The organism is Gilliamella sp. App4-10, from assembly GCF_001690495.1.
Taxonomy (GTDB): Bacteria; Pseudomonadota; Gammaproteobacteria; order Enterobacterales; family Orbaceae; genus Gilliamella; species Gilliamella apicola_G.
In genome coordinates, this window is record NZ_LZGS01000002.1 from 1 (window position 1) to 18,864 (window position 18,864).

Annotated in this window: 19 protein-coding genes and 1 pseudogene; 11 read left to right on the forward strand and 9 right to left on the reverse strand. The window is 34.0% G+C overall.

What is annotated here, in order from left to right; all coding sequences use genetic code 11:
* Positions 1 to 360: pseudogene (locus tag A9G23_RS00565) on the reverse strand (hypothetical protein); the annotation flags it as partial.
* A 350-nt stretch (positions 361 to 710) separates the two neighbouring features.
* Here A9G23_RS00565 and A9G23_RS11110 point away from each other — a divergent pair.
* A complete protein-coding gene (locus A9G23_RS11110) occupies positions 711 to 1,181 on the forward strand; it encodes a DDE-type integrase/transposase/recombinase (RefSeq protein WP_335339972.1) in 471 nt (156 codons plus the stop codon).
* A 136-nt stretch (positions 1,182 to 1,317) separates the two neighbouring features.
* Here the strand turns inward: A9G23_RS11110 and A9G23_RS00570 are convergent, their stop codons facing one another.
* Entirely contained in the window at positions 1,318 to 1,845 is a 528-nt protein-coding gene (locus tag A9G23_RS00570) for a single-stranded DNA-binding protein (RefSeq protein ID WP_065585773.1), read from the reverse strand.
* 216 nt (positions 1,846 to 2,061) lie between these two features.
* Here A9G23_RS00570 and corA point away from each other — a divergent pair, with 216 nt between their 5' ends.
* The 4 genes from corA (at position 2,062) to A9G23_RS00590 (ending at position 4,856) form a co-directional block, all read left to right on the forward strand.
* Positions 2,062 to 3,003, forward strand: coding sequence for a magnesium/cobalt transporter CorA (gene corA, locus A9G23_RS00575; protein ID WP_065585774.1), 942 nt, complete (start codon positions 2,062 to 2,064; stop codon positions 3,001 to 3,003).
* 200 nt (positions 3,004 to 3,203) lie between these two features.
* Positions 3,204 to 4,163 carry a glucokinase gene (locus A9G23_RS00580; protein ID WP_065585775.1) on the forward strand — a complete coding sequence of 320 codons (960 nt, stop codon included), beginning with the start codon at positions 3,204 to 3,206 and terminating at the stop codon, positions 4,161 to 4,163.
* A 25-nt stretch (positions 4,164 to 4,188) separates the two neighbouring features.
* Positions 4,189 to 4,437 (forward strand): YcgL domain-containing protein, encoded by a 249-nt coding sequence (locus tag A9G23_RS00585; protein WP_081296877.1) that lies wholly within the window; start codon positions 4,189 to 4,191, stop codon positions 4,435 to 4,437.
* Positions 4,434 to 4,856: a YcgN family cysteine cluster protein gene (locus A9G23_RS00590; protein ID WP_065585776.1), complete on the forward strand. Its 423-nt coding sequence runs from the start codon at positions 4,434 to 4,436 to the stop codon at positions 4,854 to 4,856. The genes A9G23_RS00585 and A9G23_RS00590 overlap by 4 nt, the downstream gene beginning before the upstream one ends.
* A 36-nt stretch (positions 4,857 to 4,892) precedes the next feature.
* On the opposite strand, the gene A9G23_RS00595 is transcribed toward A9G23_RS00590, so the two are convergent.
* Together A9G23_RS00595 and A9G23_RS00600 are read right to left on the reverse strand one after the other, a co-directional pair.
* Complete coding sequence (locus A9G23_RS00595; protein WP_065585777.1) at positions 4,893 to 5,450, reverse strand: YggT family protein; 558 nt, start codon at positions 5,448 to 5,450, stop codon at positions 4,893 to 4,895.
* Positions 5,451 to 5,487: 37 nt separating this feature from the next.
* Positions 5,488 to 6,189 carry a YggS family pyridoxal phosphate-dependent enzyme gene (locus tag A9G23_RS00600; protein WP_065585778.1) on the reverse strand — a complete coding sequence of 234 codons (702 nt, stop codon included), beginning with the start codon at positions 6,187 to 6,189 and terminating at the stop codon, positions 5,488 to 5,490.
* 39 nt (positions 6,190 to 6,228) lie between these two features.
* On the opposite strand from A9G23_RS00600, the gene A9G23_RS00605 reads away from it, so the two are divergent.
* The 4 genes from A9G23_RS00605 to A9G23_RS00620 all read left to right on the forward strand — a co-directional run bounded on the left by A9G23_RS00605 (position 6,229) and on the right by A9G23_RS00620 (position 9,043).
* Positions 6,229 to 7,170 carry a type IV pilus twitching motility protein PilT gene (locus A9G23_RS00605; RefSeq protein ID WP_065585779.1) on the forward strand — a complete coding sequence of 314 codons (942 nt, stop codon included), beginning with the start codon at positions 6,229 to 6,231 and terminating at the stop codon, positions 7,168 to 7,170.
* 117 nt (positions 7,171 to 7,287) lie between these two features.
* Positions 7,288 to 8,097 carry a pyrroline-5-carboxylate reductase gene (proC, locus tag A9G23_RS00610; RefSeq protein WP_065585780.1) on the forward strand — a complete coding sequence of 270 codons (810 nt, stop codon included), beginning with the start codon at positions 7,288 to 7,290 and terminating at the stop codon, positions 8,095 to 8,097.
* Between the two features lie 303 nt (positions 8,098 to 8,400).
* Complete coding sequence (gene cspE / locus A9G23_RS00615; protein ID WP_065585781.1) at positions 8,401 to 8,610, forward strand: transcription antiterminator/RNA stability regulator CspE; 210 nt, start codon at positions 8,401 to 8,403, stop codon at positions 8,608 to 8,610.
* Positions 8,611 to 8,764: 154 nt separating this feature from the next.
* The gene (locus tag A9G23_RS00620; protein ID WP_081296879.1) at positions 8,765 to 9,043 is read left to right on the forward strand and encodes a DUF5339 domain-containing protein; all 279 of its coding nucleotides are present in this window, start codon (positions 8,765 to 8,767) and stop codon (positions 9,041 to 9,043) included.
* Positions 9,044 to 9,060: 17 nt separating this feature from the next.
* Here the strand turns inward: A9G23_RS00620 and A9G23_RS00625 are convergent, their stop codons facing one another.
* The 3 genes from A9G23_RS00625 to A9G23_RS00635 form a co-directional block, all read right to left on the reverse strand.
* On the reverse strand, positions 9,061 to 9,543 hold the full coding sequence (locus tag A9G23_RS00625) for a thermonuclease family protein (RefSeq protein WP_065585783.1): 483 nt from the start codon (positions 9,541 to 9,543) through the stop codon (positions 9,061 to 9,063).
* Between the two features lie 252 nt (positions 9,544 to 9,795).
* On the reverse strand, positions 9,796 to 10,317 hold the full coding sequence (gene fabA, locus A9G23_RS00630; protein WP_065585784.1) for a bifunctional 3-hydroxydecanoyl-ACP dehydratase/trans-2-decenoyl-ACP isomerase: 522 nt from the start codon (positions 10,315 to 10,317) through the stop codon (positions 9,796 to 9,798).
* Between the two features lie 148 nt (positions 10,318 to 10,465).
* Positions 10,466 to 12,091 carry an AAA family ATPase gene (locus tag A9G23_RS00635; RefSeq protein WP_065585876.1) on the reverse strand — a complete coding sequence of 542 codons (1,626 nt, stop codon included), beginning with the start codon at positions 12,089 to 12,091 and terminating at the stop codon, positions 10,466 to 10,468.
* Between the two features lie 337 nt (positions 12,092 to 12,428).
* Here A9G23_RS00635 and A9G23_RS00640 point away from each other — a divergent pair, with 337 nt between their 5' ends.
* Positions 12,429 to 14,201, forward strand: a complete 1,773-nt coding sequence (locus tag A9G23_RS00640) for a DUF3413 domain-containing protein (protein ID WP_065585785.1) — start codon at positions 12,429 to 12,431, stop codon at positions 14,199 to 14,201.
* 38 nt (positions 14,202 to 14,239) lie between these two features.
* Here A9G23_RS00640 and lipA read toward each other — a convergent pair whose 3' ends face one another.
* Positions 14,240 to 15,199: a lipoyl synthase gene (gene lipA, locus A9G23_RS00645; RefSeq protein ID WP_065585786.1), complete on the reverse strand. Its 960-nt coding sequence runs from the start codon at positions 15,197 to 15,199 to the stop codon at positions 14,240 to 14,242.
* 10 nt (positions 15,200 to 15,209) lie between these two features.
* Positions 15,210 to 15,830: a lipoyl(octanoyl) transferase LipB gene (gene lipB, locus A9G23_RS00650; protein WP_065585787.1), complete on the reverse strand. Its 621-nt coding sequence runs from the start codon at positions 15,828 to 15,830 to the stop codon at positions 15,210 to 15,212.
* A 363-nt stretch (positions 15,831 to 16,193) separates the two neighbouring features.
* On the opposite strand from lipB, the gene aceE reads away from it, so the two are divergent.
* On the forward strand, positions 16,194 to 18,860 hold the full coding sequence (gene aceE / locus A9G23_RS00655; RefSeq protein WP_065585788.1) for a pyruvate dehydrogenase (acetyl-transferring), homodimeric type: 2,667 nt from the start codon (positions 16,194 to 16,196) through the stop codon (positions 18,858 to 18,860).
* Positions 18,861 to 18,864: the final 4 nt, after the last annotated feature.

The window sequence follows — 18,864 nt, forward strand, 5'->3', positions numbered from 1 at the left end:
ACTTAATACGGTTATTGCCTCATACAAAGACGGTTTATCATTGACCGATAGGAAGTTACTTAACGCGGAGATTGTTGACATTAAGGTTTGATAGCTAGCTGAATGAAAAGAAAAACTGGCTTTTTGATTGAGAGTCGCCTCAATGGAGAAGGCTTTATCGTAACGAGTAGAAGTAATCACATAACGCCAAGGCTGATTTAACCACTCATCACCGTCAACATGCCAAACCGAAGTCGGCGAGCGCAGCCCCTCAACGGTTAAGGTATAGCCGTTATGGCTAATGCAGCCTAAACCCGCCATTAATCCGTCAATCAATCCTTTACCTAATTGTCCAAAAAGGCGATTAAAGCCATTCGCCATATTGTTTTCCTATTTTCCCTAAAATCCATGGATTGCTAATGAGGTTATTCGCTTATCGTTATTTATAGTCTTGTTTTAAGCATAAACGATAATGCGAACAGAGTATAAACTATTTTAACGCAAAGTTAACCTTTTTAATCAATACCTTTACTTAATAACAATAATATCTGTTAGCTAAACGAGTATATGGTAGCGGCTTAACGTCTTTATTTAAAAAGCGATTTAAGCAATGTGATACTTTAACAATTAAAATTTTTTGAAGTTGTTAACTTTACCCAAAAAATGACATCACTCAGCGCAAATCGAAAGAAAAATAATAAAACAAAAGGTAAATTATAGGAACTACTTACATAGACCATCATTTAGTCTGTAATACATTAAAGCAAACTTTGTTTCAGCGTCACTTTCCTAAAGATGTACTCATTTATAGTGACCAAGGTAGCCAATATTGCAGTGCTGTTTTCAAACAACTATTGTTACAATATGGCCTAAGGCAAAGTATAAGTCGAAGAGGAAACTGCTTTGATGATGCGGTCGTTGAAAGTTTTTTTCATACACTCAAAACCCATATTATTCATGGTTGTTACTACAAAACGAGGATGTTGGCTAATAAAGCACTATTTGAATATATTGAAATTTATTATAATCGTATTCATTGTCATTCAGCCAACGGCTGGATATCGCTTGAACAATATGAACAACAATACTACCAAAACGATAGAGGTGGGCACTGTTTAATATTTTGGCGAGGATCAGTATCGCTCTCCACTACCCATTACAAATGTCGTCTTCCCATAATCAACATTCATTGTATTCCCTAATTATTTACACTTTAGCAAGGCACATAACAAGCGAATTTTTGTCAATTAATCCTTTACATAAATAAACTGAAAATGAAAAAGCCCTTAATATAAGAGCCTTTTTAATATCTTTTATAAAATCATTCTCTGGCTAACTCTAGAATGGAATATCATCATCAAAATCCATAGGCGGTTCAGGTGTAGCTGCCGGTTGTGTTGCTGTAGTTGGTGCACTTTGTGTAAAAGGACGAGATTGAGCAGTTGGAGCAGATGAAGAATTATTTGTACTTTGTCCCCAATTTTGTGAACCCATATTCATGCCTTCACTGCCATTACGTGTCCCTAAAATTTGTAAAGTACCACCAATTGGGTTGATTACAACTTCTGTAGTGTAACGATCTTGTCCTGATTGATCTTGCCATTTTCGAGTTTGTAATTGCCCTTCAAGATAAATTTGTGAACCTTTTTTTAAATATTCACCAGCAATTTCAGCTAATTTACCAAATACAACCACACGATGCCATTCTGTACGATCGCGGGTTTCACCCGTTTGTTTATCCTTCCATGATTCTGATGTTGCAACACTCAAATTAGCAACTGCATTACCATTGGGCATGTAACGAACTTCGGGATCTTGACCTAAATTACCAACTAAAATGACTTTATTTATTCCTCTATTGGCCATTATTAACTCCTAAACATTGCATAAGTATTTAAGCTACATATTGTAACATGAGACTATAGTAATATCAGCGAATTTAATCCAATAATGGAATTTTGTTCTCACTTTGTAAAGATATAGAAAGTTCGGCTTAGACATAGGAATTTGTTGCCATAGCGAGTATAATGCCAACCGTTTGTTAATGCAATGTTCTAAAAAATTTCCCCTATAGGAGGCCTTATGATTAATGCGTTTGGATTAAAAAACAAACAATTAGTGAAGATTAATGAAGGCGATATAAATAATGCGACCTGGATTGATTTAATTGAACCAGAAGAAGCCGATCGCGATTTTGTTTTAACACATTTAGGACAAAACTTAGCAACCAGTATTGAACTAGACGATATCGAAGCGTCAGCTCGTTTTTTTGAGGATAATGAAGGGTTACATGTTCACTCATTCTTTTTTTATGAAGATGCGGAAGATCGTGCGGGTAATTCAACAGTGGCTTTTACGGTACATAATGGACGTTTATTCACACTACGTGAACGTGATTTACCAGCGTTTCGTTTGTATCGGATGAGATCTCGTTATCAAGGTATGAGTGATGGCAATCCTTATGAAGTATTACTTGATTTATTTGAAGTAAAAGTTGAGCAGTTGGCCGATCAAATTGAAAATATTTACAGTGAACTTGAAGAGTTAAGCTTAATTATTATGGATCGTTCAGCACAAGAACATTACGATGAAGCCATTACTTCGTTAGCAGAGCTTGAAGATACTGCATGGAAAGTTCGACTTTGTTTGATGGATAGTCAACGTGCGGTTAACTATTTAGTTCGTCGGGCAAAAATGCCGGTAGATCAGTTAGAGCAAGCTCGCGAAGTTATTCGCGATATCGAGTCACTTGTTCCTCATAATGAGTCATTATTTCAAAAAGTAAACTTTTTAATGCAAGCAGCAACTAGTTTTATCAATATTGAACAAAGCCGAATTATTAAGATTTTCTCGGTTGTATCTGTTGTGTTTTTACCGCCAACAGTGGTTGCTTCTGCTTATGGTATGAACTTTGAATTTATGCCCGAATTAAAATGGGAATATGGTTACCCGTTCTCATTACTATTAATGTTGCTAGCGGGTGTTGCACCTTATATTTATTTTAAACTTAAGAAGTGGTTGTAGATTTATTGACTTAATTTTGAGTCTCTATCTGATCATTCCTTATATAGCCTAGCGGAAATTCGTCTTGACAATAATCACTTAGGATAATCTAATTAAATTAATATCACTAATTAATAATATTAATAATTATTCTTTATTACATTGATGGTAAAGCTTGTTCTTTGAACAAAAAAAATTTAATTTATTATAAAGGAAATAATATGAATCAATATGCACTTGTCACCGATATTGGTGGAACCAATGCCCGATTTGCACTTTATAATTTAGGGACTAATGAGCTATCGGCGATCACAAAAGTGCTTATCGCAAAAGATGATGTATTGTTAACATTAATCAAAGATTACTTACATACCCAATCTGTTATCGTTAAAACGGCTTGTATTGCCATTGCTTGCCCGGTTGATGACGAAGATGTTATTAGTATGACAAACAATAATTTGTCGTTTTCACGGTCTGAATTGATTAAGGTACTTGGGCTTGATAAACTAGAGGTGATTAATGATTTTACTGCAGTATCAACCTCAATTCCTAAATTACCTAAACAAGATCTTGTTCAAATTGGTGGTGGTGAACCCAATTTAGATTATCCAATTGCAATTTTTGGCGCTGGTACGGGACTTGGTGTGTCACATTTAATAAAAGTTAATCAACGTTGGATTAGCTTGCCAGGTGAGGGAGGCCATACCGAGCTTCCGATGACAAGTGATGATGAAGATCTTATTTTAGTACAACTACGCAAAAAATTTGGACGTGTTTCTAGCGAGCGGTTTTTATCAGGTAATGGTATTGTTAATATTTATCAGGCCCTGTTACAAATTAATAATCAACCAGTAGAAGAAATTACGCCTGACATGATTGTTAAGAAAGCTTTATCACGAAGTTGCCCACTTTGCTTGCAAACTTTAACTTATTTTTGTACTTTTATGGGGCGTTTTGGTGGTAATTTGGCTTTAACACTTAACACGCAAGGCGGCGTTTATATTGCTGGTGGTATTGTACCGCGTTTTATTGAGTTTTTTAAAAATTCTCCATTTAGAAAGGCTTTTGAACACAAAGGTCGTATGTCATATTTAGTCAAAAAAATTCCCGTTTATGTAATAACACATGAAGATCCAGGCTTGTTTGGAGCAGGTGTTTATTTACAAAATTGTCTTAAATAATATTGATGAGTAAAGGTTTTATTCTATGATGTGGTGTTATATTTACCGAAGTACCAAAAAAGAGAACTGCTATTTGTATATGGAAAATGAAAATGATTTTTCAACGATTCCTGACAAAATAATATCTATTTTTGGGGCTCCTATTTTTGTCATGAAAGTGTTGCTTGATGGCAAAAGAAAATTTGTGGTCGGTACCGCTAATGAAATAGAAGAAAAAATTAAGGCCGATGGATTTTTTTTACAAATGTTAAACGAAGATGATTTCAAAGTATGATTGAGCCATTTTGGGAATCTAAAACATTAGATCAAATGAACGATGATGAGTGGGAACAACTTTGTGATGGTTGTGGACAGTGTTGCTTAAATAAATTAATGGATGAAGATACCGAAGAAATATTATACACCAATGTAGCTTGTAATTTGCTTGACTCTAATACTTGTCAGTGTAAGCATTATTATAATCGCTTTGATTATGAACCTGATTGTATCAAGTTGACACGTGATAATCTTCTTACCATTGAATGGTTACCTGTAACTTGTACTTATCGTTATTTTTCTGAAACAGGGCAATTGCCACATTGGCATCCGCTGATTACAGGTAATAAGAAACTTATGCATAAGCTGAAAATTTCGGTTAAAAACCGGATTGTCTATGAGAAAGATGTTATTTATTGGGAAAACCATATTATCTAAAACAGGGAGCTGTTGCTCCCCCGCTTAATTTTCGCTTTAAAGTAACAGCCACAAATAGCCGAAAAGATCGATAGCAAACATATTTAAAAACATCAGAATAAATACAAAAATCATGAATGAAATATCGATCATACCAATAGGAGGCACAATACGTCGTATCGGTGCAATGAGTGGTTCGGTTAGTTGAGCAAGTAGTTCATCTGCATTTGATGGCCCACGGCTAACCCAACTTAAAATTGCTCGAAATAATAATAACCAAAATAATAAATGTCCAAGTGCATGAACCATTGCGGCAATAGCTAAAAAAAGATAGTCAGCAGACCAAATTGGTGTATTAGTTGTTTTATAATAAAAAATGAAAATAATTTTAATTAATGAAAATAGATATAAAAGTAACCATGTGGCGGTATCAATACGCCCAATTGAAGGAATAATTTTGCGTAATGGACCAATAATTGGTTGAGTAATACGGACAATAAATTGGGTAAAAGGATTATAGAAATTTACTCGTACTTGTTGCATCCATAAACGCAATATCAAAACATATAGACATACCGTTAAGACAGTATTACCTAGAAAATAAAGCGATGTCATTTAAGACTCCTTAAAATAAACATATTTAGGTAATATATCACAAATAATGCCTTGCACCAAAGATTGCTGTACCAATGCGAACCATAGTGCTACCAGCAACAATAGCGGCTTGCATGTCGCCACTCATGCCCATGGATAATGTGTCCATACATGGATAATCAGCTTGTAAAGAGTACAAAAGTTTTTGCATTTTGGTAAAGACATTTAGTTGTTTATCAAAATCATTTTCTATTTCTGGAATGGCCATTAATCCACGTAAATGTAGATTGGGTAGTGCTATAATTTGTTTTATTAAATCTGTAACTTCTTCAGGAGCAACGCCCGATTTACTGGCTTCTTGACTAATATTAACTTGAATTAAGACATTTAGTTTCATCATGTCAGCTGGGCGCTGATCATTTAAACGCTGTGCAATTTTAAATCGATCAATGGTATGTATCCAGTCAAAATGTTCAGCGACTAATTTGCTTTTGTTGGATTGTAAAGGACCAATAAAATGCCATGAAAGTACCCTATTTGGCATGATTTGTTTAAAATATTTAATCTTTTCTATGCCTTCTTGGACATAGTTTTCACCAAAAGCGAATTGGCCAGCGTTTATTGCTTCGGCGATTTGTTGTACAGGTTTGGTTTTACTGACTGCAATAAGTTCTATTGTATTGGGATCTCGTTCGCACTTTGATGCAATTTTTTCAATTTCATTTTTAATAGCAATTAAATTGTCATGTATTGTATTCATGTTAATTCCCAATTGGTAATTATTAGTAGGCGAAGTTTAATGTTAAACTCAATTTTGGCTCTTAGTGTAACTCAAAATGCGTCAGATTTGCATCTTTCAAGTGGTGAAGCACCATGCATTCGAGTTAATGGGCAATTACAGTTTTTATCTAAAGATAAATTATCACCATTAGAACTTGAAATTGAATTATTCAATTTGCTGGAACAATCACAAATTGATACCTTAAAACAATATAAACAAATAGATTTTGCTTATTATTTGGCTGAGGTAGGGCGATTTAGGGTAAATATTTTTTATCAACAACGCGGCATTTCAGCTGTGTTTCGTGTTATTAATCATTATATTCCAACCCTATCACAAATCAAAGCTCCCACTATTTTTAGAGAGCTTGCTATAATTAAATCAGGAATGATTCTTGTCACGGGGGCAACAGGAAGTGGTAAATCGACCACTTTGGCATCATTAATTCAATATATAAATTCGACAGTTGCTAAGCATATTATCACCTTAGAAGATCCGATTGAGTATATTTACCAAAATGATAAATCATTAATTCAGCAACGAGAATTAGCAAATTTTAGACATGCAATTGATGGTTTTTTACGGCAGGATCCCGATATTATATTGTTAGGCGAATTACGTAACAAATATTCAATCCAAGCAGCATTAACTGCTGCTGAAACGGGTCATTTGGTTTTTGCCACTTTGCATACTAGTTCCGCTATTCAGGCAATTAATCGTATTATTGATGTATTTGAAGATAGTTCACGAGATTTTATTCGCTTGCAACTCTCTAATAGTTTAAAAGCTATTATAAACCAAAAACTAGTCCCTGTTGAAAATGGTCGTAAAGCACTATTTGAAGTACTTATCAATACACCAGCTGTCAGCAATTTAATTAATGAAGGTAAAATTAAACAAATCTTTTCTCTTATGCAGACTGGACAAAAATATGGCATGCAAGTGATGCCTGAAAGTTAATAGAATCTGTTATTTTTTATCAAAGTAATGAATTAATTTCTTAGGATATAAAATTTTCAGTTTTATATCTAAAATCATTTATAATCTTTTAAATAGTCTTTTATAGAAGAGGGTAAAATGGAACAACGTATTGGGTTAATTGGTTTAGGTAATATGGGTAATGCCATATTGCAAGGTCTTTTGGTGAGCAATATTGTACCAGGAACACAAATTTATGTTTATGATACTCACCTAGAAAAAGGAGAGAAGTTAAATGAAACTTATTCTATCAATAATTTATTTTCACCAAAAGATGTGGCTCGTGAATCAGATATTGTTATAATTGCGGTTAAACCCAATGTTATTGTTGATGTATTAAATAATATTCAAAAAGAATTAAAAAAGAATACTATTGTTATTTCAATTGCTGCTGGTGTTACCATTAAAACAATTGCAAATTATGTGGGCTATGAGCAAAAAATTATACGTGTTATGCCAAATACACCGGCATTGGTTAATGCAGCAATGTGTTCAATTAGTCCAAACACTGAAGTTACCGATGAAGAGTTAAACATTGTAAAAACATTACTAAATTGTATAGGTGAAACTGAAGTTGTGCCAGAATATTTAATTGATGCAGTTATTGGTGCAAGTGGTTCTTCTCCAGCTTTTGTGTTTATGTTTATTGAAGCGTTAGCAGATGGAGCAGTTAAAGGTGGATTATCAAGAAAACAAGCTTATAAATTTGCTGGGCAAGCAGTTTTGGGATCGGCAAAACTATTATTAGAAACAGGTAAACATCCTGGTGAGTTAAAAGATATGGTTTGCTCACCAGCGGGCACAACAATTGAAGGTGTGCAACAGCTTGAGGCTAAAGGATTTAGATCGGCTGTTATAGATGCAGTAGAAGCAACGATAAAAAAATCTCAAGCAATGACAAAGAATTAACATTATAAAAATTATAACGTTATATATTTAAAGTGGCATTAAAAATGATTCTATTAATAAACTAATGAACAATTTTTAAAAAGATTGCTTGCATTAGTAAACTAATTATGAGTAAATAGAAATAAGCATATGACATGCGGATTTATTTTGTAACATTTCGATATATGTAGTTTGTAGTTTACTATGTCTTAGGGATTAGTTTTCTTCAGTATCTTCTTCTTAGTGTTAATAAGTAGTCTAGGTTTTATGTTTTTGAATATGGCCCTCAGTGGCTGAGATTAATTTATTTATAGGAAGATTATTATGTCTAAGAAAACTGGTCAAGTTAAATGGTTCAACGAAAGTAAAGGTTTTGGTTTCATTTCTCCTGCTGATGGCAGTAAAGATGTATTTGTACATTTCTCTGCAATTTCTGGTGATGGATTCAAAACATTAGGTGAAGGTCAACAAGTAGAATTCTCTATTCAAGACAGCCCTCGTGGTCCTTCAGCTGCTGATGTTACAATTATCTAAAATTTACACTCTATCTTATTATCTTATCAGTAAAGGGTTACTGATAAGATAGACTCTCCACCTTCGATTCTTTATAATAAGTCTGTTTTTACATAAAATTGATTGATATTTTTAATGAAATCATGAATAAACATATTTTATATAAGGAAAAATAATGAAAAAGTTAGTGTTATCTATTGCGTTATTGGGCGCTTGTCCAGTTGCAATAGCTGATTTATCTGAATCATGTAAAACCTATTTTGATAAACTCGACAGTTTAGTTAAAGTTATCCCAGAAGATACAGTAACTAAACAACAAACTGATGTAATCAAGCAAAGCTTAGAAATGGGTAAACAACAAATTTCCTCATTATCGGCAGAAAACCAAGATTCAGCTTGTGAGCAAGCCATAGATTTACTCAAACAAATTGAAGCTTCTTTACCTAAAAGATAAAAATTTTATAAGAAAATTTATCGTCTATTATGACGAAAATCCCAAGGGGCTATTGGATGTTTATCTTTCCATAGTCCTTTTTTGTTTTGTTTAGCTCTTGCCTCTAATTTTACCATGATTTTGTTATTAGCTACACCTTTATAACGATACGCCCAAGCATAACCACTTTCGACCATTTTAGCATTGATATTCACTTTATTTAAGAAAATAGTACCTAAGGTTCTTTTATAGATATCTTTCTTATTTTCTTTAACAAAAACATTTTTACCTGCAATGAGCGAAGCTAAATATTTTCGTGATACATTACCATAGGCTTGTTTTTTTTCTGGAGCATCAATATCCGACAAACGGACACGAATTTTTCGTTTTTTTATGGTTAAAATATCTACCGTGTCGCCATCAATGACTTTAACGACTTTACCATTGAAATCAGCATAAGCTAGCGCATTTGATAAACAAAATAAAACAATGCAAATAAATAAACGTTTAAAAAATTTCATTATTAATAAAAGAAAGATGTAAAATTTATAGCATTATACATCGATTATTGGATCCCATTAAGTTGTAATGGTATTTTTAGTTTAATAGTTAACCATTAATTTAGTAGTTGTTCGTACTTTAAACAACTATCAACAAAAAATAACTATATAACTATACAGTAATAGTTTATTTTTTCTTTATTTAATAAAACAAGGAATTAAATGTAGCCTTACTTATATATTAAGTAAGGCTGAAAAAAGAATAGCTTTAAATTAAAAAGCGTTGGTATCTTGGAATAAACCTACTTTTAAATCAGATGCTTGATAAATTAGTTTACCATCAACAAAAACTTCACCATCACCAATCCCCATAATTAATTTACGATTAATTACGCGTTTGAAATGGATTTTATAGGTCACTTTTTTATTCGTTGGTAATACTTGTCCGGTGAATTTTACCTCACCAACACCTAAAGCACGTCCTTTACCCTTACCGCCAATCCAACCTAAATAAAAACCAACTAATTGCCACATAGCATCAAGTCCTAGGCAGCCAGGCATAACTGGGTCGTTTTTAAAATGACATTTAAAAAACCATAAATCAGGATTAATATCAAGTTCTGCCTCGACAAAACCTTTTCCAAAATTACCACCGTTTTCATTCATTTCGATAATACGATCCATCATTAACATTAAATCCGATGGTAATGGAGGTCCATCATGGCCAAATAGTTTATTATTTCCTGATTTAATTAAGTCTGCTTTATCGTACGATGATTTACGTTCAAATGTCATAAAAAAACCTTTTTATTTGTTGTTATTACTTTCATGATTCAAAGAATAGATTATTTAGAACTATGTTATAAAAATTCAAAAGCGATAAAAACGTTTTGTTTTATCCCATTAATTAATGAAATTATGAGCTAAAGTTTATTGGTTATTGTCACTTTTTGCAATATCTTTGCCATTTACTTAGCCAACTATCTTGTTTTTTGTCTTGTAATAATACTGCCTGCATACGTGCATGAATTAACTGGTAAAGGTTGATACTACTTTTATCTTTATAAGGTATACCCGTGAGCAAATAAAGTGCATCTGCAATATGTTCCACTGTCCATATTGAAAATTTCTCTTGTTCGATGGCTTCAATGACTTTATCACTTAAACTTAGATGGCGTTGATTGGTGGCTGGTATGATCACTCCTTGTTGACCTGTTAAGCCTTGATGCTGACAAACAGCAAAAAAGCCTTCAATTTTTTCATTTACACCACCAATTGCTTGGACATGGCCAAATTGATCCACAGAACCAGTTACAGCCAATTGCTGATCAATAGGTTGCTGAGATAAAGCGCTAATGATTGCACAAAGTCCGGCAAGCGAAGCACTGTCACCATCAATTTCACTATAAGATTGCTCAAAAACCAAAGAAGTCGAAAAAGGTAATTGGTGATTAAACGCAAACTCAGACATGATAAAGGCTTGCATGATCATCATTCCTTTTGAGTGAATATTACCGGCTAATTCTGTTTTGCGTTCAATATCAATTAGCTCACCATCGCCAAAATGAATAAGGCAACTTAAACGTGTCGGTTCACCTATAGCTTTGGGATTTCCAGGATATTCAATTACCGATAAGCCATTTATTTGCCCAACGACTTGATCTTTAGTATTAATCATTATTTGATTACTAAAGATTTCCTCATGTAGCCGTTCTTGCAAATAATCTTCGTGCCATGATTTTTTCTTTATCGCCGTTGTAATCGCTGATTCATCTATTACATTATTTTGCATAAAGTAAGTTGCATTGACTAATAATGAATTAACCCAATCAACAGACAGGGGTAGGTAATATTGATCACCAGTATAGCGTGTTGCTGCTTTGTAAATTTTTGCAAAAGCCGAGGTATCAATATCAGGTAATTGCTGTTTACTGGCAATAAATTTCAAGTAGTTAATCCAGTGTTCAAGTTGTTTGGGTGATTTAACCTGTAATTCATTTTCAAATTCAGTATAAATAGATGTTGAGTAAAATTCAGGTTCGAAATCTTGTAATTCTGCTAAACTTAATCTATCCCCCACTAAAATGATACGTAAATCAAGTGGCATAGGAGGGATAGATAAGGGTAAAGGATGAGATTCGTCAGATGAACCCCACTCAAATTCTTGTGTTATTACCATTTGCTTTAGCTTTGTCCATAGCGACGGTTGGCTAAGTAGCGACCGAAGACCTAAAATTAAAACGCCACCATTAGCATGATGAACCAGTCCTGCTTGTAATTTAATTGGTGCATTTTCAGGTTGTCTAACACAACCAAACAGTTTTTCAGCATCAACAGATGTGGCAAATAAACAATTGTCTTGAGTTGCAAATTTATCTTGCTTGCTTTTCGCTTCGGTTAGTGTAATTTTGCTTTCGTTACAAAAATAACGATAACCGAGTGGAGTTGAAGTTAAATCAAGTTTAATAGCTTGCCTTAGTAAATCAAAAAAAAGCTCACTTTCAGGAGCTTTAAGCAGCATAAAGCGTGGGCTGTAACATACTCTTTTCTTGGGGCATAACAGTGACAAAGCGGAAGCAACACGTGGTTGCCACATGAGTAAATGTTCTGATTTTTCTGACACTAAGGCTGTTGAAGCATTAGTTTCGTGTCTGAATGCAGAAATATAAGATAAATCAGGTTGGATCTGTTGTGCATTGAGTTGTGTAATTGCCAAAGTTGTTGTCTTTTTTGTTAACTTATTTCATCTTCAAATTATAACAAGTATCCGATGTATCGCCAACAGATTACCAAAATCTTTATGCTAACAAATAAAAAATTTACAGAAAGATTTTTCAAAATCAGGTAAACTAAAGCATAATTTAATGTTTATAAATCTTCATTATCACCATTAGTAACGACTTAATATGCTCAAAATCAAAAATACTTACTTCAAAGACGATCGTGCCTCACAAATTGTTAGCTGGGGTCATTGGTTTACGTTGTTTAATATTTTTGTTGTAATTTTATTGGGGAGCCAATATTTACTCATTGCGGATTGGCCCCGTACTTTTATGGGCCGATTTTATGCAATCATTAGCGCCATTGGTCATTTCAGTTATTTGACCTTTATTGCTTATTTAATTTTACTTTTTCCGTTAAGTTTTTTTATTCATTCGTCTCGCTGGCAAAGGATTATTGCAACGGTTTTTGCAACAATCGGTATTTCATTACTGATTATTGATATTGAAGTTTTTTCGCATTTTAGAATGCATCTTAATTTGTCAATTTGGCAATTATTTTCATCGCAAAAAGTTTCTTATTTAAGTACGATATTTATTGCCATTCCATTTATTTTATTGATTGAAATTTTATTTTCATTATGGAGTTGGAAAAAACTACGTAGCTTAAGTAAACGCAAATGCTATGCAAAACCAGTAGTAATTCTTTTTATTGTTTGCTTCGTTGCCTCGCATTTGATTCATAGCTGGGCTGATGCTAATTTTTATCGACCAATTACCATGCAACGCTCAAGTCTTCCACTTTCTTATCCTTTAACTGCTCGCCATTTTCTTGAACGGTATGGCTTTATGAAAGAAAACGGTTATCGCGATCGTGTTGCTCTAGAAGGAAATCCTTTTGCGATGACAATTGAGTATCCGTTAGGACATATTGTTTATGATCAGAAGCCAATAAAAAATAACGTGATAATGATTGCTATTGAAGGATGGAATGCTAATTTGTTAACTAAATATATGCCGTGGTTAAATGAATTTTCTCAAGATAATATTTCCTTTACTAATCATTATGGTGCAAGTAATCAATCGTATTTGAATGATTTTTCATTGTTTTATGGATTAGATCCTAATTACTATAATAGTATTCTTGTTGGGCATAAACCGTCTGTATTGCTCGAGGTTGTTAGTAAGCAGCACTATAATTTAGGTCTATTTTCAGCAGATGGCTTTGCAGAACCTTTATATCGTTCGGCTTTGTTATCTAATTTTTCAATACCAGAGCCTAAAAGACAGTCTAATAAACAGATAACCGAAAACTGGATGAAATGGCATAAAGAACAAAATAACCTAAATAATCACACACCTTCGTTTTCTATTATCCAATATTCGTTGAGTGATAAAAACAAAAAAGTTTCGCTGTCCGCTCTCCAATCTGAAGCTAAAAAATTGGATCAGTATATTAAATCATTAATTGCTTATTTAAAATTATCTAATGCTTATAATGATACGGTTATTATTATTACTGGATCGAATGATATTAAAATTGATGAAGCCAAAAAAATAGTATTACGCAATACAGGTAGCAATTTTAATCGTGCATCATTAAAAGTACCATTGATTATGTCATGGCCTAATAAAGACAGTGCTCAAATCACAGAAACAACCTCGCAAACGGATATTATGTGTACATTAATGCAAGAAATATTTCACGTCTCTACGCCACCACAGCAATATAGTCAAGGTAAAAATCTATTTAACCAAAAGTCTAGACAATGGATAGTTGCTGGTGATGAGAATACGATTGCTGCACTTTACGATGATAACACTGTTGTTCTAGATGCCTTTGGTCGTTCTAAAATTTATGATCTTAATGGTAAATTACAAAAAGGCGAAAAAATCAGCTTGCCGATCTTTTTACAAGTCGTTACCGAAAATCGCCGTTTTATGGTCGTGGATAATTGATTTATCTTTTAAAGAGAATAATAAAAATAGGGTGAAGATTACTTCACCTCTTTGCCCATTGCTTGTAAATCAGCATGATAAGATGAACGCACAAATGGTCCACAAGCAGCATGAGTAAATCCCATATTTAATGCTGTTTGCTTCAATTCTTCAAATTCTTGTGGTGAAACATAACGTTCAACTGGTAAGTGATATTTACTAGGTTGCAAATATTGCCCCAGCGTTAACATAGTGACACCATTACTTCGTAAATCTTTTAATACTTTAATTAATTCCTCGTTTGTTTCACCTAGTCCAACCATCAAGCCCGACTTTGTTGGAATTTCAGGATGTCGTTCTTTAAACGCTGCTAGTAATTTGAGTGATCCTTCATAGTTAGCACCAGGGCGGATTTGTTTATATAAACGAGGAATGTTTTCTAAGTTATGATTAAATACGTCGGGAGGATTATCACTTAACACATCAATTGCTTCATCAATACAGCCACGAAAGTCGGGAGTTAGTGTTTCAATTTTTATATTTGGATTTAATGTCCGGATTTCTTGAGTACAAGAGGCAAAATGACTTGCACCGCCATCTTTTAAATCGTCCCTATCCACTGAAGTAATAACAACATAGCGCAACTTCATCTCTTGAATTGTTTTAGCTAGTTTTATGGGTTCTTCACGATCTGGTGGTAATGGTCTACCATGTGCAACATCGCAAAATGGGCAACGGCGAGTACAAATATCGCCTAAAATCATAAAAGTGGCTGTACCATGGTTAAAGCATTCAGCTAAATTAGGACAAGAGGCTTCTTCACAAACTGAATGCAATCCATGTTTACGCATGGTATTTTTGATATGTGCAATATTATCAGAGTGAGCAGATAATTTAATTCGCATCCATTCGGGCTTTTTTAGTGGTGCTACATCTTCTAATGTGATTGTTGGGATTAAGCGTGTTTTGTCAGCATCACGATATTTTGAGCTTCTGATTATTGTTTCATTATTTGGCATAATTGGTATCTTAATACTTGGATAGATGATTAATAAAGTTATCGGTTAATAGTTGTTTTATTTCGTTGCGGTCAATGTTCAAAACATAGTCTTTTAATTGTGTCATTTGTAATCCAGCGTAACCACAAGGATTAATGTTATTGAAAGGGGTAAGATCCATATCAATATTTAATGCCAGTCCATGTAGTGTGCAGCCTCGGTTTATATGCAAACCAAGCGAACATATTTTTTTATGATTAATATATACACCTGGAGCCTCTGCTTTTGTGTAGGCTATAATACCATAGTATGCTAAAGTTTGAATGACACAATTTTCTAAAAAACTCACCATATCACGAATGCCAATATTGCGTCTTCTTAAATCAATTAGGATATACATGATTTGTTGTCCGGGAGCATGATAAGTAATTTGACCACCGCGATCAGTTTGAATAACAGGAATATTCGTATGATTTAATAAATGTTCAGCTTTACCCACTTTACCTTGGGTAAAGACGGGTTGATGTTCTACTAACCAAATTTCATCAGGTGTTTGTTCATTACGATTTTGGGTAAACTCATGCATAGCTTGATAAGTTTGCATATAGGGAACAACGTGTAGGTCTTTGATGATAACATCATTAATGTTCATGATATTGCTTATTGTCATTGGTATTAACAAAAAATTTATAAATATATATCAGATTTTACTACAATTTGACAACTTGTAGATGATTTCGGTATAGACATTATAGCTATTTTTTTGTATTTATTCATTAGTAAAATTTGGTTTTTATCAAACAACTAACATTGTTTTAAATGTTACCATTGAAATAGTTGATTAATTTGATAGGAATTAACATTCTTTTCTAAGCTTTGGTTTGCTTTACTTTTTTTATGAAAATGGCAGACTGATGCAAATGAAACTCCATAATGCAGGGTTGTAATTTATATAGTTATTTATAGCTAAGGATAGCAAATACTGCATTTTTTTTAACAAAAAAGAGGTTTTTATATGTCGGACATGCAAGTGAATGATATCGATCCCGTTGAAACACAAGATTGGCTCAAAAGTCTTGATTCAATTATTCGTGAAGAAGGTATCGAACGTGCACAATATATTATTGAACAAATAGTCAATAAAGCAAGAGATGGTGGTGTTCCACTACTTTTTGGTTCTTCAACAAGTAATTATGTCAATACAATTCCAGTAGAAGAACAACCTGCTTATCCTGGCGATTGGGAAATAGAAAGACGCATTCGTTCAATTGTTCGTTGGAATGCAATTATGATGGTGCTAAGGGCTTCAAAAAAAGATCTGGAACTTGGCGGTCATATGGCATCGTTTCAGTCTGCTGCTACATTTTATGAAGTTTGCTTTAATCATTTTTTCCGTGCACGCAACGAAAAAGATGGTGGTGACTTAATTTATTTCCAAGGACATATTTCACCGGGCGTTTATTCACGAGCATTTATTGAAGGTCGTTTAACCGAAGAGCAACTTGATAATTTTCGTCAAGAGGTACATGGAAAAGGACTACCTTCTTATCCTCATCCTAAATTACTCCCTGAATTTTGGCAATTCCCAACAGTATCAATGGGGCTTGGTCCTATTAGTGCTATTTATCAAGCTCGTTTTTTAAAATATTTAGAAAATCGTGGTCTAAAAGATACTTCTGAACAAACTGTCTATGCTTTCTTAGGCGATGGTGAGATGGATGAACCAGAATCAAAAGGTGCAATCACCCTTGCAACGCGTGAAAAGTTAGATAATTTGGTATTTGTTATCAACTGTAACTTACAACGATTAGATGGTCCAGTAACCGGTAATGGTAAAATTATTAATGAGCTTGAAGGCGTATTTGCTGGTGCAGGTTGGAATGTCATTAAAGTTCTGTGGGGTGATCGTTGGGATAAATTACTACAAAAAGATAAATCAGGTAAATTAATTCGTCTAATGAACGAAACGCTTGATGGCGATTATCAAACATTAAAATCAAAAGACGGTGCTTATGTTCGCGAGCATTTCTTTGGTAAATATCCTGAAACTGCAGAACTCGTTAAAGATATGTCTGATGAAGAAATCTTTAGATTAAACCGTGGTGGTCAAGATCCAGCTAAAATGTTTGCTGCATTCCAACGAGCCAAAGAAACTAAAGATCGCCCAACTGTTATTCTTGCTCATACCATTAAAGGTTATGGTATGGGGGCAGCAGCCGAAGCAAAAAATATTGCTCACCAAGTGAAAAAAATGAATATGGATGGTGTGCGTCATGTTCGTGATTTCTTCAATATTCCTGTAACAGATGAAGCACTTGAAAAATTACCTTATATCAAATTTGAGGAACACACGCCAGAATACAAATATATTCATGAACGTCGTAATGCATTACATGGCTATGTTCCATCAAGATTAACCAAATTCTCTGGTACGATCTCTATTCCATCATTAAGCGAATTTTCGTCATTACTTGAAGCACAATCAAAAGAAATTTCAACCACAATTGCGTTTGTCCGTGCACTTAACATCATGCTTAAGGATAAAGAATTAGCACCACGCTTAGTACCTATTTTGGCTGATGAAGCGCGTACTTTTGGTATGGAAGGCTTATTCCGTCAAATTGGGATTTATAATCCACATGGGCAACAATATACGCCACAAGATAAAGAGCAAGTTGCTTATTATCGTGAAGACGAAAAAGGTCAAATTTTACAAGAAGGGATTAATGAATGTGGTGCAACGGCTTCATGGTTAGCTGCTGCGACATCATATAGCACCAATGATTTCCCAATGATTCCATTCTACATTTATTATTCTATGTTTGGTTTCCAACGTATTGGCGATTTAATGTGGGCAGCTGGCGATCAACAAGCACGCGGATTTATGATCGGTGGTACATCAGGTCGTACAACATTAAATGGTGAAGGCTTACAACATCAAGATGGTCACAGCCACATTCAATCATTAACCATACCTAACTGTATCTCATATGATCCTGCTTATGCTTATGAAGTTGCGGTTATTATGCAAGATGGTTTACGTCGTATGTATGGCGAACAAGAAAACGTTTACTACTATATTACAACACTCAATGAAAACTATGCACAGCCTGCAATGCCAGAAGGTGCAGAAGAAGGCATTCGTCGTGGTATTTATAAACTTGATACTGTTGAAGGTCAAAAAGGTAAACCGACTGTTCAGTTATTAGGTTCTGGTTCGATTTTACGTCATGTACGTGATGCGGCTGACATCTTAGCTAAAAACTATGGTATTAGTTCCGAAGTTTATAGTGTAACATCATTTACTGAACTTGCTCGTGATGGACAAGATTGTGAACGATACAATATGCTACATCCAAGTGAAACACCAAAAGTGCCTTATGTTGCACAAATTATGAATAACAATCCAGCAGTAGTTTCAACTGATTATATGAAAATTTTTGCTGAGCAAATTCGTGGATTTGTACCTGCTGAAAGTTATCGAGTGCTTGGTACTGACGGCTTTGGTCGCAGTGATAGCCGTGAAAATTTACGCCATCACTTTGAAGTTGATGCATCTTATGTTGTTGTTGCAGCATTGGGTGAACTTGCTAAACGTGGTGATATCGAAGTTAGCGTTGTTGAAGAAGCGATTAAAAAATTCGAAATCAATGCTGACAAACTTAATCCACGAATTGCATAAGAGG